Origin of the sequence: Tabrizicola sp. (assembly GCF_041911175.1) — a bacterium.
GTDB lineage: Bacteria > Pseudomonadota > Alphaproteobacteria > Rhodobacterales > Rhodobacteraceae > Tabrizicola.
This window is the reverse complement of the sequence record NZ_JAYRPN010000149.1, coordinates 59,970-74,222: the sequence shown is the minus strand read 5'-3', so window position 1 is coordinate 74,222 and position 14,253 is coordinate 59,970. Positions and strand designations below refer to the sequence as shown.

Sequence of the window (14,253 nt, the reverse complement as noted above, 5' to 3'; positions counted from 1 at the left end):
GTCTTTGGTCCCTTCGCGGCTATGATGCGGCAGGATCGTCCTTTGAGAGACCCGCCGCAATGCATCTCGATGTGCTGGACCTGAGGAATTTCTACTACCGCACGCAGCTGGGCCGGGTGGCGCAGCGGGCGATCCGGGACCGGGTGGTGCAGCTCTGGCCGCCCAAGGTGGGGGAGACGGTGGCGGGCTTCGGCTTCGCGGTGCCCCTGCTGCGGCCCTACCTGTCGGAGGCGCGGCGGGTGGTGGGGCTGATGCCGGGGCCGCAGGGGGTGATGCCCTGGCCTGCAGGGATGGAGAATGTGTCGGTGCTGTGCGAGGACACGGCCTGGCCCTTGTCCACCGGGTTCGTCGACCGGCTGGTGCTGATGCACGGGCTGGAGACGTCGGAAAACCCCACGGCGGTGCTGGAAGAGGCGGCGCGGGTGCTGGGGCCGGGGGGGCGAGCCTTGTTCATCGTGCCGAACCGGGCGGGGCTGTGGTCGCGGCGGGACGTGACGCCCTTCGGCTTTGGCCGACCCTATTCGGTGGCGCAGCTGGAGGCGCAGTTGAAGCGGCACGGGTTCACGCCGGAGCGGAGTTGCTCGGTCCTGTTCGCCCCGCCCTCGGGAACCCGGTTCTGGCTGCGGTCGGCGAATTTCTGGGAAGGGTTCGGGCGGAAGATGCCCTGGCTGGCGGGCGGCGTGCTGATGGTCGAGGCATCGAAGCAGGTCTATGCCCCGACGCAAGGCGGCCTTCGGGCGGCGGTGAAGAAGCCGCTCAGGGTGCTGGAAGGGGTGGGCCAAGGCGCGGCGGAACCGGCGTTGAACCGGAGGTGAGGTGGGTTGGAAACCCACCCGACGCCCGGACCGGCGTCAGATCACCCGGACCTGGGTGCCGACGGGGCACAACTCGAACAGTTTGGCGATGTTTTCGTTGAAAAGGCCGATGCAGCCGTCGGAGGAGCGGCGGCCGATCTTCCTTGTGTCGTGGGTGCCGTGGATGATGTAGGCGGGCCAGCTCAGGTACATCGCATGGGTGCCCAGGGGGTTCTCCGGCCCCGGGGGGACCGGCTTCCAGTGCGGGTAGCGTTCCATCTGCGAAGCTGTCGGGGTCCAGCTGGGGCCAACCATCTTGCGGACGATGGACGTATAGCCACGCTTGGTCAGTTCGTCGGTCAGGGGGACCGAGGTCGGGAAGATGCGGTAGTCCTGCCCGTCCGCGCTCCAGAAATGCAGGGCGCGCGAGGTGGTGTCGGCAACGATGGTGGCTTTCCCCAACGTATCAAAATGGTCGCGCCAGTCCTGCGAACGGAAGCTGGAGATGTTGCTGCGCACCCCGGAGGGTTCGGCCCGTGCCGCCGTTGAGAGGAGGATCGTGCCGATGCCGGCGCCGAGAAGTCCGCGTCGCGAGAGGGTCATGCTGCCTGCCTTTCTGCTGTTGCCTTTTGCGGCACAGTCCCGGCACCGGGCGGCAGGGTCAACCGGGGCGGACCCGACCTTGACGGCGATGTGACCGGATGTGAGGGCAGGACGGGAGCGGCCATTCCGGGGAATCACGCCTCTCAAGGCGGGCCGCCAGATGGTCGCGGCGCGACCGGCAGGGCCGTGCCGAGGGGCGCTGAACGGACCTTTGGCGGCGTTTGCGCCAACAGCGGCAATGTGGCTGATCCACGGCTCAAGAAAGCGTGTTCAACCCGGTTGCGGGGTGGGAAAGCCTCTGCTAAGGACGCCCGCGACGGATGGTGCCGCCCGGACGGTTGTGTAGGTGTGCGCCAAAGGGACGCCCGGTTCGGATGAGCCCGGGGCATAGAACAGCGGAAGGGTTGACGTGTCAGAACCAGCTTCGATCTCTCTGGGCATCGCCGCGCGCTACGCATCGGCCTTGTTCGATCTGGCCAAGGAAGGCGGCGCGCTGAAGGCCCTGGAAGCCGACGCCACCGCCCTGACCGACACTCTGGCTGCCAGCGCCGATCTGCGCGACGTGATCGCCTCGCCGGTGATCAGCCGCGAGGATCAGGGCCGCGCGATTGCCGCCATCGGCGCCAAGCTGGGGCTGAACGCGCTGACCGCCAACACGCTGGCCCTGATGGCCGACAAGCGCCGCCTCTTCGTGCTGCCGCAACTGGCCGCGCAGCTGAACGACCTGATCGCCGCCGAGAAGGGCGAAGTGACCGCCGAAGTCACCGCCGCCCGCGCGCTGACCGCCGCACAATCGAAGAAACTTGCCGAAACGCTGAAAGCCAGCGTCGGCAAGACCGTGAAACTGAAAACGACCGTCGATGAATCCCTCATCGGCGGTCTTGTCGTCAAGCTGGGCTCGACCATGATCGACACTTCGGTCAAGGCAAAGCTCGCGGCCCTGCAAAATGCAATGAAAGAGGTTGGGTGATGGGAATCCAGGCTGCTGAGATCTCTGCGATCCTGAAAGAGCAGATCAAGAACTTCGGCAAGGACGCGGAAGTGGCCGAAGTCGGTCGCGTGCTGTCGGTCGGCGACGGGATTGCCCGTGTGCATGGCCTTGACAACGTGCAGGCCGGCGAGATGGTCGAATTCCCCGGCGGCATCCGCGGGATGGCGCTGAACCTGGAAGTCGACAACGTCGGGATCGTGATCTTCGGGTCCGACCAGGACATCAAGGAAGGCGACACCGTCAAGCGCACCAAGGCCATCGTGGACGTGCCGGTGGGCAACGGTCTTCTGGGCCGCGTCGTGGACGGCCTGGGCAACCCGATCGACGGCAAGGGCCCGATCATTGCGTCCGAGCGTCGGATCGCCGACCAGAAGGCCCCCGGCATCATCCCGCGCAAGTCGGTGCATGAACCGATGGCGACTGGCCTGAAAGCCGTCGACGCGATGATCCCCGTCGGCCGTGGCCAGCGCGAGCTGATCATCGGCGACCGCCAGACCGGCAAGACCGCCGTGGCACTGGACACGATCCTGAACCAGAAGTCCTACAACGAGGCGGCTGGCTCGGACGAATCGAAGAAGCTCTACTGCATCTATGTCGCCGTCGGACAGAAGCGCTCGACCGTGGCGCAGCTGGTGAAGAAGCTGGAAGAGACCGGCGCTTCGGCCTACACCATCGTCGTCGCCGCGACCGCGTCGGACCCGGCCCCGCTGCAGTTCCTGGCGCCCTATGCCGCGACCGCGATGGCGGAATTCTTCCGCGACAACGGTCGTCACGCCCTGATCATCTATGATGACCTGTCGAAGCAGGCCGTGGCCTACCGCCAGATGTCGCTGCTGCTGCGCCGTCCGCCGGGGCGTGAAGCCTATCCGGGCGACGTGTTCTACCTGCACTCGCGCCTGCTGGAGCGGTCGTCGAAGCTGAACGAAGACTTCGGCGCTGGCTCGCTGACCGCGCTGCCGATCATCGAAACCCAGGGCGGCGACGTGTCGGCCTTCATCCCGACCAACGTGATCTCGATCACCGACGGCCAGATCTTCCTGGAGACGGAACTCTTCTACCAGGGCATCCGTCCGGCGGTGAACACCGGCCTGTCGGTGTCGCGCGTGGGTTCGTCGGCGCAGACCAACGCGATGAAGTCGGTCGCGGGCAAGGTGAAGCTGGAGCTGGCGCAGTACCGCGAAATGGCGGCCTTCGCGCAGTTCGGCTCGGACCTCGACGCTTCGACCCAGCAGCTTCTGAACCGTGGCGCGCGCCTGACGGAACTGATGAAGCAGCCGCAATACTCGCCGCTGACCAACGCGGAAATCGTCTGCGTGATCTTCGCGGGCACGGCAGGCTATCTGGACAAGGTCGCGGTCAAGGACGTGGGCCGGTTCGAGGCGGGCCTTCTGAAGCACCTGCGCACCAGCGGCAAGGCGCTTCTGGAAGACATCACCAAGAACGACCGCAAGGTGGCGGGCGATCTGGAAAAAGCGATCCGCGCGGAAATCGACGCTTTCGCCAAGACCTTCGCCTGAGCGGCCCTGAGGGAGTAGGCAGATGCCCAGCCTTAAGGACCTGAAAAACCGGATCGGAAGCGTGAAGAACACGCGGAAGATCACCAAGGCGATGCAGATGGTCGCGGCGGCAAAACTGCGCCGCGCCCAGGAAGCTGCTGAATCCGCCCGGCCCTTCGCCGAGCGGATGACGGCGGTGATGTCGGCCCTTGCCGCCGGTGTCGGCACCGGGGAAGGCGCACCGAAGCTTCTGGCCGGGAACGGCAAGGACCAGGTGCACCTTCTGGTGGTCATGACCAGCGAGCGCGGCCTTTGCGGCGGCTTCAACTCGTCGATCGTCAAGCTGGCCCGGGTGCGGGCGGCGGAACTGGCGGCGGCGGGCAAGACGGTGAAGATCCTCACCGTCGGCAAGAAGGGCCGCGAGCAGCTGCGCCGCGACTGGGGTCAGGCCTTCGTCGGCCATGTCGACCTGAGCGAAGTGAAGCGCGTGGGCTACGGCAATGCGCAGAACATCGCGCGCGAAGTCATGGCGGCCTTCGAGGCGGGCGAGGCGGATGTCGTGACGATCTTCTACAACCGCTTCCAGTCGGTGATCAGCCAGATCCCGACGGCGCAGCAGGTGATTCCGGCCAAGTTCGAAGCCGCCAGCGCGACGGCGCTGTACGACTACGAACCGTCGGAAGAGGCGATCCTCGCCGACCTTCTGCCGCGCGGGGTTGCCACGCAGATCTTCACCGCCCTTCTGGAAAACGGCGCCTCGGAGCAGGGCGCGCGGATGTCCGCGATGGACAACGCGACCCGCAACGCAGGCGACATGATCAACCGGCTGACGATCCAGTACAACCGGAGCCGTCAGGCCGCGATCACCAAAGAGCTTATCGAAATCATTTCGGGCGCCGAGGCGCTCTGACGAACCCGGAGTAGAAGAGCATGGCAAAAGCCCCGAAAGCATCCGCAGGCGCCGGTCGCGTGACGCAGGTCATCGGCGCCGTCGTCGACGTGCAGTTCGACGGCGCGCTTCCCGCGATCCTGAACGCGCTGGAAACCGACAACAACGGCAAGCGTCTGGTGCTGGAAGTGGCCCAGCACCTTGGCGAAAATACCGTCCGCTGCATCGCGATGGACGCCTCGGAAGGCCTGGTGCGCGGCGCTGCGGTCAAGGACCTGGGCGCGCCGATCTCGGTTCCGGTGGGCGATGCGACGCTGGGCCGCATCCTGAACGTCATCGGCGAGCCGGTGGACGAGAAGGGCCCGGTCGTGGCCAAGGAAACCCGCCCGATCCACCAGCCCGCCCCGGCCTTCAGCGAGCAGGCGACGGAATCGCAGGTTCTGGTCACCGGCATCAAGGTCATCGACCTCTTGGCGCCTTACGCCAAGGGCGGCAAGATCGGCCTCTTCGGCGGCGCGGGCGTGGGCAAGACGGTTCTGATCATGGAACTGATCAACAACATCGCCAAGGTGCACTCGGGCTTCTCGGTCTTCGCCGGTGTGGGCGAGCGGACCCGTGAAGGGAACGACCTCTATCACGAGATGATCGAATCCGGGGTTATCAACCTGGAAGACATGACCAAGTCGAAAGTGGCGCTGGTCTATGGCCAGATGAACGAACCGCCGGGGGCGCGCGCCCGCGTGGCGCTGTCGGGCCTGACGCTGGCCGAACAGTTCCGCGACCAGTCGGGGACGGACGTGCTGTTCTTCGTCGACAACATCTTCCGCTTCACGCAGGCCGGTTCGGAAGTGTCGGCTCTGCTGGGCCGTATTCCTTCGGCGGTGGGCTACCAGCCGACGCTGGCCACCGACATGGGCGCGCTGCAGGAACGCATCACCTCGACCAAGGCGGGCTCGATCACCTCGGTGCAGGCGATCTATGTGCCGGCCGACGACCTGACCGACCCGGCGCCGGCCACCTCCTTCGCCCACCTCGACGCGACGACGGTTCTGTCGCGCGCGATCTCGGAACTGGGGATCTACCCGGCGGTGGACCCGCTCGACTCCACCTCGCGCCTGATGGACCCCTCGGTCGTCGGCGAGGAGCACTATGGCGTCGCGCGGTCGGTGCAGGGCATCCTGCAACGCTACAAGTCGCTGCAGGACATCATCGCCATCCTTGGCATGGACGAACTGAGCGAAGAGGACAAGCTGACCGTGGCCCGCGCCCGGAAGATCCAGCGCTTCCTGTCGCAGCCGTTCGACGTGGCGAAGGTGTTCACCGGCTCGGACGGGGTGCAGGTGCCGCTCGACAAGACCATCGCGTCCTTCAAGGCGGTGGTGAACGGCGAGTATGACCACCTGCCGGAGGCCGCCTTCTACATGGTCGGCGACATCGAGGAAGTGAAAGCCAAGGCTGCCAAACTCGCGGCAGCTGCGGCGTAAGGGGGCGACATGGCCAGCACGGTTCAATTCGACCTCGTCAGCCCGGAACGGCGCCTTGCGTCCTTCCCGGCGACCGAGGTCCAGATCCCCGGCGCGATGGGCGATCTGACGGCGATGGAGGGCCATGCGGCCACCATCACCTCGCTGCGGCCGGGCCTGCTGAAAGTGGTCGGCAGCGACGGGGTGAAGGCCTATGTCGTGACCGGTGGCTTCGCCGAGATCAGCGCAACCGGCGTGTCGGTCCTGGCCGAACAGGCGGTGCCGCTGGACGAGCTGACCCCGACGGCGCTGGACGCGCTGGTGGCCGATGCCTGCGAGGCTGCGGCCGTCAATTCGGACAAGGACGCTGCCGACAAGGCGGTGGCCGATCTTTACGCCATGCGGGCTGCCGCCGGGATCTGAGTCCCGCCAGTTGTTTCAGGCTTGCATCGGCCCCGGGCATCGTCCGGGGCCTTTGCGTTTTGCATGACTCCTGCCGAAAACTCCGCCATGATCGGCACGGGGTTGGGTTCTGGAATTGCGTATGAAACGGTTCAACGGTCCGATTGGTATCGAGCAGGGCACGAAGATCCTGTTTTCCGATTTTGCCCATGACGGGGCTATGTGGTCGGGCTCGGGCCCGCGCGAGGTAAGGCAGCGGGAACGCTTCAAGGAAGCCTTTGCCGGCCTCCCGGTCGTCACGGTCGGCATCTCGATGTGGGACATGGACCACATGACAAACTCGCGGGTCGACATCACGGCCGAGAATGTGACAGCCAAGGGCTTCGAGATCGTGTTCCGCACCTGGGGCGACACAAGGATTGCCAGGGTTCGGGCCGACTGGCTGGCGATCGGAAAGCTGCGCGATGAGGATGACTGGGACGTGACCTAGGCTGGCCCTGGGTCGCGGATCAGCCGGTTGGCGATCCAGACGCCAAGGGCAAAGACGACAAGGCCGCCGATGAGATCGACCAGATGGTGCCCGCCATGTACGAGCGTTGCCAGAAGCATGGCGAGGTTGAAAAGCACTGCCGGGACAAACAGCACCGTGCGCCAAAGATAGAAAACAACAAGACAGGCCATGACCGTATGGTAGGACGGAAAGCCAACGACCCCGGTTATCACCTCAGGTGTGATGCGGGTGGGACCATGCTGCAAGAGGCGCGTCAGGTAGGCACCGTAATCCTGTGAGTATATCAGACCTGCTGCCCTCATCTCTGCGTCCGACAGTGGCAGGGTGCCGATATAGCCGACACTGGGCCAGGCCCACCAGACCGCTACGCAGACAACGAGCGTCAGCATCCCGACCAGAAGAAAACGATGGAGAGCCACGGCGCGGCCATAGCTGGCGAGGACACAGATGGTCAGCAGCAGCTGGGGGATGGCGCTCTGGTAGACGAAGCCAAGCGCCCGGGTGATCCCGGGGTAGGCGGTCATCGCCAGCACCAGAGCTTGCCAGTCATAACCGATGGCATGGCCCAGCCGGGTCAGTTGCTCATCAACCATCGGGTTCGGCAGGGGAAGAAGTGCGTAGATCAGCACCGATGACCCTGCAGTGAACCCTGCGAAAGTGGCGACAGCAATTACGGCCAGCGCGATCCGTGGCGCAGCCTTTGCACCCCGAATGTAGGCGCCGACACCCAGAAGACCAAGCGAGGCGGCGTAGCCGACAACGAAGGGCGGCCAGTTGACCGATCGCTCCAGGAGAAGCGGAAACAGCACGGCCAGGCCACCCGAGGCAAGGACCCCAAACAAGATGATCCGTTCCGTGGGCAGAAGCTGCATTGCCCCGCGCCAGCCTTTTCGCTCGATGTTGCCTGTCAGGTCCAAGTCTTGCTCGACTGTGTTGGTCAATCCGCGACAGTTGGCAATTTCGCTTGGAATTGTGCTGGAATTTGGGCGCAACGCGCCGTTTCGCGTCAGCTCCGCTGATACAGCCCCTCATAGATCGGGACCAGGGTATCGGTCTCGAACAGGCTCGACACCGACATGCCGCCCCAGATGTTGAGGATGGCCTGGGCGAACATCGGTGCGGTGGGGACGATGCGGATGTTCTTCGCGCCCAATACCTTGTCGCCCTGCTGGATCGAATCGGTGACGACCAGCGATTTCATCACCGAGTTCTGCACCCGCTCCACCGCCGGGCCGGACAGGACGCCGTGGGTGATGTAGCTGTGAACCTCGACAGCGCCCGCCTCCATCAGCGTCTCGGCGGCCTTGCAGAGCGTGCCGGCAGTGTCGCAGATGTCGTCGACGATGATGCACTTGCGGCCCTTCACGTCGCCGATCACCGTCATTTCCGCCACCTCGCCCGCCTTCTCGCGCCGCTTGTCGACGATGGCGAGGGGGGCGTTGATCCGCTTGGCCAGTTCTCGCGCGCGGGCCACGCCGCCCACGTCCGGCGAGATGACCATCAGGTCGTCCATCTGGCCCTTGAAGTTGTGCTCGATGTCCAGCGCGAAGACCGGCGAGGCGTAGAGGTTGTCCACCGGAATGTCGAAGAAGCCCTGGATCTGGGCGGCATGCAGGTCGAGCGTCAGGACGCGGTCAATCCCCGCCGTCTCGATCAGGTTCGCCACCAGCTTGGCGCTGATCGGCGTGCGGGCCTTGGCGCGGCGGTCCTGGCGGGCGTAGCCGAAATAGGGGATGACGGCGGTGATCCGGGAAGCAGAAGACCGACGCAGGGCGTCGGTCATGATCAAGAGTTCCATCAGGTTGTCGTTCGCCGGGTTCGAGGTCGGCTGGATGACATACATGTCCTCGCCGCGGACGTTCTCGAAGACCTCGACGAAGATCTCCTGGTCATTGAAGCGTTCCACCCTGGCGTCGACCAGGTTCACGCTCATCCCCCGGTGCATCGACATCCGCCGGGCGATGGATTTTGCCAAGGGCTGGTTGGCGTTTCCGGCGATGAGCTTCGGTTCGGTGACGGCGGGCATGGGGGGCTCCGGGGCAGCGGATTCGGGATGCGCCCCGCTTATCACCGGGCCGGACGGATGCAAACGGGCGCGACCGCTAACTGCGCGAAAATCGTTGCGGATGCAGCATTCAGAACGCGTCGAGGAAGCGGTCTACATCCGCTTCGGTGGTGGACCAGCTGGCTACCAGACGCGCGCGCTCGCGACCCTCGGGGGCCGGGAAGCGGTAGTAGACGGCGCCCGCGGCCTCCAGCCGGTCATGGGTGCCCGCGGCCCATTCCGGGAACATCATGTTGGCCGGTGCTTCAGGAACGCTGGCCTGCCGTTCGCGCAACCCGGCGGCAAGGCGCTGGCCCATGGCATTGGCCTGTGCGGCGAGACGCAGCCAGAGACTGCCGGTCAGGTAGGCCTCCATCTGCGCGGAGAGAAAGCGGTGCTTGGAGAAGAGATGGCCACCGCGTTTGCGCCGCAGTTCCAGTTCCCAAGCCCTTGCGGGGTCGAAGAGGACGACTCCCTCCACCCCCAGGCAGCCGTTCTTGGTGCCGCCGAGCGAGAGGACGTCGATCCCCGCTTTCCACGTCATTTCCGCCGGGCTGGCGCCGGTCGCCACCAGCGCATTGGCAAAGCGGGCGCCGTCGAGGTGGCAGGGCAGGTTGTAGGCCTTGGCGAGCGCAGTCAGGGCGGCGATCTCCGCGGGGGTGTAGACGGTCCCGGCCTCGGTGACATTGGTCAGCGACAGCATCCCGCGCTGGACGCCGTGGACACCGCTTTCGCCGGTTGTGGCGAGGGCCTGTCCCAGCGTTTCAGAGGTGATCTTGCCCCGCTCGCCCGGTACTAGAACCAGCTTGGCCCCGGAATAGAACTCCGGCGCGCCGCATTCGTCTTCGGCGGCATGGGCATGGCTGTGGCAGAAGACGCCGCCCCAGGGCGGGCAGTGGGTGGCGATGACAAGGGCGTTGGCGGCGGTGCCGGTGGCGACCAGACGGACCTCGGCCTGCGGCGCCTCGAAGATGTCCCGCACCAGAGCCGTGACGCGGTCCATCGCGGCATCGGCGCCGTAGGAGCGTTCGTAGCCCTCGTTCGCCTTCAGGATCGCGGCCATGATCTCGGGCGCGGCGCCGGAGGTGTTGTCGGAGGCAAAGCGCATCAGGGGGTTTCCTCGATCAGGTAGTCTTCCCAGTCGTCCTCGGGGACCTCGGTTTCGGAAAGCGTCACGCCCCGGATCGACTGGCCAGCCTTGTGGGTGCTGTCGGGATCGCCGGTCAGCAGCGGGTGCCAGGCCGGGAGTTTCTTCTTCTGGAACAGCAGCTTGTAGGCGCAGGTCGCGGGCATCCAGTAGGCGATCTTCGGCAGGGTCTTGGGCGTCAGGACCACGCATTCCGGGACATGCAGCTTGCGGTTCGGATAGTCGCGGCACTGGCAGGTATCGCCGTCGAACAGGCGGCAGGCGATCCGGGTATAGGCGACCTCGCCGGTGTCCTCATACTCCAGCTTGTTCAGGCAGCATTTGCCGCAGCCGTCGCAGAGCGCCTCCCATTCCTGTTGGGTAAGCTTGGTCAGCGGAACGGTTTCCCAGAAGCGGGGGCGCAGGTTGGTCATGCGCGCAAGGTGCCTTGGCCGGGCCCGGAATGGAAGGGGTCAGAGGGCGGCGAGGAGTTCGCGCGCCCTTTCGCAGTCGGCATCCATCTGGGCGATCAGCGATGGCAGTCCGTCGAACTTCATCTCGGGCCGCAGGAAATCGACCAGCGCGACCGAGAGGTGGTGGCCGTACAGGTCGCCCTTGAAATCGAGAAGGTAGGTTTCCAGGTTCGGCACGTCGCCGCCGAACATCGGACGGATGCCCAGGCTGGCGGCGCCCATGTAGCTGCCCGCCTGCGGCCCGGTAAGAACGTCGACCTTGACGGCATAGACCCCGAAACGCGGCAGGTGCAGGCCGGAAAGCGCCATGTTGGCGGTGGGAAAGCCCAGCTCCCGGCCCCGTTTTTCGCCGTGGATCACCTCTCCCTCGATCCGGTGCAGGTGGCCCAGCATGTCGGCGGCATCGCGGGGGCGGCCCTCGGTCAGCGCTTGGCGGATCGCGGTGGAGGACACCTCGCGCCCGGCGATTTCCACCAGGGGCGCGATGGTGGTGGCAAAGCCGAAGCGTTCGCCCAAGCTACGCAGGTCCTGCGCGGTGCCGGTGCGGCCCTTGCCGAAGCAGAAGTCGGAGCCGACGACGACATGGGCGATGCCCAGCCCTTCGGCCAGGACCACCCGCGCGAAGTCTTCGGGCGTGAGCGCCGCCAGCGCGCGGTTGAAGGGCAGCTGGAACAGGTGCTCGACGCCCAGCTTCGCCAGCCGGTTGGCGCGAGCCTCGGCGTTCATCAGGCGGAAGGGCGGGGCGTCAGGGGCGAAGAACTGGCGGGGGTGCGGCTCGAAGGTGATGATGCCCAGGGGGCCCCGGTCGCGGGCGCGGTCGATCACCGAGCGGTGCCCCAGATGCACGCCGTCGAAATTGCCCATCGCCACGGAAGCACCCCGGGCATTCGGGTCAAGCCACTGGTAATCCTGATGAATCTGCATTCGCGCCCTTCAAAGGGGGCGGCCGCCCCGTCAGTCGAACTTGCGGCTGGGCGCCAGAACCAGCGCCTCGCCCTTCAGGACAACGGTTTTACCCACCGAGGCGAGGGTTTCAAGGGTGACTCGGCGCTTTGCATGGTCGATCGCGGTCACGGTAACCTCAGCCCGGACCATGTCGCCCGGACGGACGGGGGCCATGAACCTGAGCGACTGGCCAAGGTAGACGGTGCCGTGGCCGGGAAGCTGTTCGCCGATGACGGCCGAGATCAGGCCCGCGGTCAGCATGCCGTGGGCGATGCGGCCTTCGAAAATGGTGTCCTGGGCATAGCTGTCATCCAGGTGGACGGGGTTCCGGTCGGTGGAGACTTCGGCAAAAAGCTCGATATCCCGGTCGGTTATGACCTTCGACAGGTGGCGGGACATGCCGATTTCGATGTCCTCGATGCAGATCGTGCCGCGGGGCATGTTGTCGAGCATGGGGTCCGATTCCCTTCCGGTCATGCGGGAACCCTAGCATATGCTGCGCCGCAGAACAATCGGCTGCGCAAGAAATGTTCAATCGCGTGGCGGCGGGTGAACGAAAGTTACCGCGCCGTCAGCGCAGGCGACCCATCGCGAAGGTGGGCGACAGTTCCTTGCTGTCAAGCCAGGCGTCCAGCCGGGACTGGTCCGGGTTCTCGACGTCCGCGCCGAAGCGTTCGGCCTCCAGCCCGCCGGTGATGAAGAGCGTGTCCAGCCCCTCGCCGATACCGCCTTGAATATCCGTGGAAATCCCGTCGCCGATGCAGAGGATCTGCGGGTCGGCGGGGGCTCCGGCCTCGGCCAGGCGGCGGCGGGCGAGGTCGTAGATCGGGGGGTGCGGCTTGCCGAAATAAAGCGTGGTGCCGCCCATCTGCTCATATTCCTGTGCCAGCGCCCCGGCGCAGTAGAGCCGCTTGTCGCCCATGTCGACGACGATGTCCGGGTTTGCGCAGAGCATTGGCAATTCAAGCGTTTTTCCCAAAAGAAGGGCGGCGCGGTAGTCGTCGGGCGTTTCGGTCAGATCATCGCGCAGGCCGGTGCAGACGATGCCTTCGGCCTCGCGCAGCGGGACGCGGGTGATCGGCGGCTGGGTCGCGGCGTAGGCGGCCAGATCCTCGGCGAAATCGGTGAAGAAAGGTTCATCCTTGGGCGCGCCGATGTGGTGGACGCGGCGGCCCACGGCACCCGAAAGCATCCCCATCTGCGCCGCATCGCCGGAGGTGACGACGATATCCCAGGCGTCACGAGGGACGCCGAGGCCGTCCAACTGCTTGACAATGCTGGATTTCGGTCGAGGCGCGTTGGTCATCAGGACGACCCTGCCCCCGGTCGCCCGGAAGCCCTGCAGCGCGGCGACGGCGGCGGGAAAGGCCGCCTTGCCGTTGTGCAGGCAGCCCCAGAGGTCGCAGAAGACGGCGTCGTAGCGGCCGGTCAGGTCGGCGAGCGAGCGGATGATTTCGGTCATTCGGGACCCTTTCGGAGCAGAACCGGCGGTCTGGATTCGGTATGGTTTGCGTCTGGCTTCCGTCCATACGCGCGTACAGACGGAAGGGCACGCAACACCCCCGGCGTCAGAGCTTCAGCGCGGGGATGATCTGCTTCTTGCGGCTCATGATGCCGGGCAGGACGACGGTGTCGCCGGTCACTTTCGCACCGAACGAGGCCTCGGCCAGTTGCTTGACCAGGTCGTTCGGGACGAGAAGCGTCGCCTCTTCCTTCAGGATGTCGACGACGAAAAGGAGGACCTGATCGGCCCCGTCTTCCTTCGCCACGCCAGCCATCGCGGCCATCAGGCTGGCCTTGCGGTCGAGAACCAGTTTCGGCGCGGTGGTCTCCAGCACCGAGACGCGAAGTTCCTTCCCGGCGACGTTGTATTCCTTGGAATCCATCCGCAGCAGTTCGGCGTCGGAGAAGGCGGAGACGTCGGACTTGGCCTCGAACATCGCGGTGGCCAGGTCGGGGATCGAGACGCGCAGGTCAGCGGCGAGCTTCTCGGCCACGGCGCGGTCATGCGGCGTGGTGGTGGGCGAGCGGAATTCCAGCGTGTCGGACAGGATGCAGGACAGCATCGCGCCCTTGATGCCCTTCGGAGCCTGGGCCAGCGTGTCGCCCATCAGGTCGTGCAGGATGGTGGCGGTGCAGGCCAGCGGGCGGATGGTGATGTCGATGGGGGTCTTGGTCTTGATGCCGCCGACCAGCATGTGATGGTCGATGATGCCCTGGATCTTCGCCTCGTTGACGGAAGGCGGCAGTTCGGCGGGGTTGTTGGTGTCGACGATCACCACTTTGTCGTCGGCGGTCACGTCCTGGATGATCGCGGGCTTGTCGAGGCCCCAGTGCTTCAGCACGAAGGCGGCTTCGGTGTTGGGCTCGCCCAGCAGGACGGCTTTCGCCGGGGTGCCGATTTCGTTCAGATACCAGGCCCAGATGATCGGAGAGCCGGTGGAATCGGTGTCGGGGGATTTGTGGCCGAAGACGAGGGTGGTCATGGGGCTGAACCTTTGAGGCGCTGATTTCGC

The 14,253-nt window shown here is 65.6% G+C and carries 16 protein-coding genes; 7 read left to right on the top strand and 9 right to left on the bottom strand.

Annotated features, from left to right (window positions below; all coding sequences use genetic code 11):
* Positions 1–59 precede the first annotated feature (59 nt).
* Positions 60–815: a class I SAM-dependent methyltransferase gene (locus tag ACE3P6_RS20700; protein ID WP_374398312.1), complete on the top strand. Its 756-nt coding sequence runs from the start codon at positions 60–62 to the stop codon at positions 813–815.
* Between the two features lie 36 nt (positions 816–851).
* Here ACE3P6_RS20700 and ACE3P6_RS20695 read toward each other — a convergent pair whose 3' ends face one another.
* A complete protein-coding gene (locus ACE3P6_RS20695; RefSeq protein WP_374398311.1) occupies positions 852–1,397 on the bottom strand; it encodes a L,D-transpeptidase in 546 nt (181 codons plus the stop codon).
* Between the two features lie 409 nt (positions 1,398–1,806).
* On the opposite strand from ACE3P6_RS20695, the gene ACE3P6_RS20690 reads away from it, so the two are divergent.
* From ACE3P6_RS20690 to ACE3P6_RS20665, 6 genes are all read left to right on the top strand, one after another.
* Positions 1,807–2,367 carry a F0F1 ATP synthase subunit delta gene (locus ACE3P6_RS20690; protein WP_374398310.1) on the top strand — a complete coding sequence of 187 codons (561 nt, stop codon included), beginning with the start codon at positions 1,807–1,809 and terminating at the stop codon, positions 2,365–2,367.
* On the top strand, positions 2,367–3,905 hold the full coding sequence (gene atpA, locus ACE3P6_RS20685) for a F0F1 ATP synthase subunit alpha (protein WP_374398309.1): 1,539 nt from the start codon (positions 2,367–2,369) through the stop codon (positions 3,903–3,905). Before ACE3P6_RS20690 ends, atpA begins: the two co-directional genes overlap by 1 nt.
* Before the next feature lie 22 nt (positions 3,906–3,927).
* Complete coding sequence (locus ACE3P6_RS20680) at positions 3,928–4,794, top strand: F0F1 ATP synthase subunit gamma (RefSeq protein ID WP_374376803.1); 867 nt, start codon at positions 3,928–3,930, stop codon at positions 4,792–4,794.
* A 20-nt stretch (positions 4,795–4,814) separates the two neighbouring features.
* Complete coding sequence (gene atpD / locus ACE3P6_RS20675; RefSeq protein WP_374398308.1) at positions 4,815–6,257, top strand: F0F1 ATP synthase subunit beta; 1,443 nt, start codon at positions 4,815–4,817, stop codon at positions 6,255–6,257.
* A gap of 9 nt (positions 6,258–6,266) precedes the next feature.
* On the top strand, positions 6,267–6,659 hold the full coding sequence (locus tag ACE3P6_RS20670) for a F0F1 ATP synthase subunit epsilon (RefSeq protein WP_374398307.1): 393 nt from the start codon (positions 6,267–6,269) through the stop codon (positions 6,657–6,659).
* Positions 6,660–6,780: 121 nt separating this feature from the next.
* A complete protein-coding gene (locus tag ACE3P6_RS20665; RefSeq protein WP_374398306.1) occupies positions 6,781–7,128 on the top strand; it encodes an H-type lectin domain-containing protein in 348 nt (115 codons plus the stop codon).
* Here the strand turns inward: ACE3P6_RS20665 and ACE3P6_RS20660 are convergent.
* From ACE3P6_RS20660 to ACE3P6_RS20625, 8 genes are all read right to left on the bottom strand, one after another.
* Positions 7,125–8,090, bottom strand: a complete 966-nt coding sequence (locus tag ACE3P6_RS20660; RefSeq protein WP_374398305.1) for a phosphatase PAP2 family protein — start codon at positions 8,088–8,090, stop codon at positions 7,125–7,127. The genes ACE3P6_RS20665 and ACE3P6_RS20660 overlap by 4 nt on opposite strands.
* A gap of 65 nt (positions 8,091–8,155) precedes the next feature.
* A complete protein-coding gene (locus ACE3P6_RS20655; protein WP_374398304.1) occupies positions 8,156–9,175 on the bottom strand; it encodes a ribose-phosphate pyrophosphokinase in 1,020 nt (339 codons plus the stop codon).
* 109 nt (positions 9,176–9,284) lie between these two features.
* Positions 9,285–10,301, bottom strand: a complete 1,017-nt coding sequence (locus ACE3P6_RS20650; RefSeq protein ID WP_374398303.1) for a low specificity L-threonine aldolase — start codon at positions 10,299–10,301, stop codon at positions 9,285–9,287.
* Positions 10,301–10,753: a YcgN family cysteine cluster protein gene (locus ACE3P6_RS20645; protein WP_374398302.1), complete on the bottom strand. Its 453-nt coding sequence runs from the start codon at positions 10,751–10,753 to the stop codon at positions 10,301–10,303. The genes ACE3P6_RS20650 and ACE3P6_RS20645 overlap by 1 nt, the downstream gene beginning before the upstream one ends.
* A gap of 39 nt (positions 10,754–10,792) precedes the next feature.
* A complete protein-coding gene (locus ACE3P6_RS20640) occupies positions 10,793–11,716 on the bottom strand; it encodes a bifunctional riboflavin kinase/FAD synthetase (RefSeq protein ID WP_374398301.1) in 924 nt (307 codons plus the stop codon).
* A gap of 30 nt (positions 11,717–11,746) precedes the next feature.
* Positions 11,747–12,190: a MaoC family dehydratase gene (locus tag ACE3P6_RS20635; RefSeq protein ID WP_374398332.1), complete on the bottom strand. Its 444-nt coding sequence runs from the start codon at positions 12,188–12,190 to the stop codon at positions 11,747–11,749.
* Between the two features lie 118 nt (positions 12,191–12,308).
* On the bottom strand, positions 12,309–13,199 hold the full coding sequence (locus tag ACE3P6_RS20630; RefSeq protein ID WP_374398300.1) for a TIGR01459 family HAD-type hydrolase: 891 nt from the start codon (positions 13,197–13,199) through the stop codon (positions 12,309–12,311).
* 106 nt (positions 13,200–13,305) lie between these two features.
* On the bottom strand, positions 13,306–14,223 hold the full coding sequence (locus tag ACE3P6_RS20625; RefSeq protein WP_374398299.1) for a manganese-dependent inorganic pyrophosphatase: 918 nt from the start codon (positions 14,221–14,223) through the stop codon (positions 13,306–13,308).
* Positions 14,224–14,253 lie beyond the last annotated feature (30 nt).

What these genes read in the sequence shown, in the direction of transcription:
- ACE3P6_RS20625 (WP_374398299.1), bottom strand. Translation starts at nt 14,223, where the DNA reads ATGACCACCCTCGTCTTCGGCCACAAATCCCCCGACACCGATTCCACC.
- ACE3P6_RS20670 (WP_374398307.1), top strand. Translation starts at nt 6,267, where the DNA reads ATGGCCAGCACGGTTCAATTCGACCTCGTCAGCCCGGAACGGCGCCTT.
- ACE3P6_RS20635 (WP_374398332.1), bottom strand. Translation starts at nt 12,190, where the DNA reads ATGCTCGACAACATGCCCCGCGGCACGATCTGCATCGAGGACATCGAA.
- ACE3P6_RS20680 (WP_374376803.1), top strand. Translation starts at nt 3,928, where the DNA reads ATGCCCAGCCTTAAGGACCTGAAAAACCGGATCGGAAGCGTGAAGAAC.
- ACE3P6_RS20700 (WP_374398312.1), top strand. Translation starts at nt 60, where the DNA reads ATGCATCTCGATGTGCTGGACCTGAGGAATTTCTACTACCGCACGCAG.
- ACE3P6_RS20695 (WP_374398311.1), bottom strand. Translation starts at nt 1,397, where the DNA reads ATGACCCTCTCGCGACGCGGACTTCTCGGCGCCGGCATCGGCACGATC.
- ACE3P6_RS20640 (WP_374398301.1), bottom strand. Translation starts at nt 11,716, where the DNA reads ATGCAGATTCATCAGGATTACCAGTGGCTTGACCCGAATGCCCGGGGT.
- ACE3P6_RS20650 (WP_374398303.1), bottom strand. Translation starts at nt 10,301, where the DNA reads ATGCGCTTTGCCTCCGACAACACCTCCGGCGCCGCGCCCGAGATCATG.
- atpD (WP_374398308.1), top strand. Translation starts at nt 4,815, where the DNA reads ATGGCAAAAGCCCCGAAAGCATCCGCAGGCGCCGGTCGCGTGACGCAG.
- ACE3P6_RS20630 (WP_374398300.1), bottom strand. Translation starts at nt 13,199, where the DNA reads ATGACCGAAATCATCCGCTCGCTCGCCGACCTGACCGGCCGCTACGAC.
- atpA (WP_374398309.1), top strand. Translation starts at nt 2,367, where the DNA reads ATGGGAATCCAGGCTGCTGAGATCTCTGCGATCCTGAAAGAGCAGATC.
- ACE3P6_RS20655 (WP_374398304.1), bottom strand. Translation starts at nt 9,175, where the DNA reads ATGCCCGCCGTCACCGAACCGAAGCTCATCGCCGGAAACGCCAACCAG.
- ACE3P6_RS20645 (WP_374398302.1), bottom strand. Translation starts at nt 10,753, where the DNA reads ATGACCAACCTGCGCCCCCGCTTCTGGGAAACCGTTCCGCTGACCAAG.
- ACE3P6_RS20665 (WP_374398306.1), top strand. Translation starts at nt 6,781, where the DNA reads ATGAAACGGTTCAACGGTCCGATTGGTATCGAGCAGGGCACGAAGATC.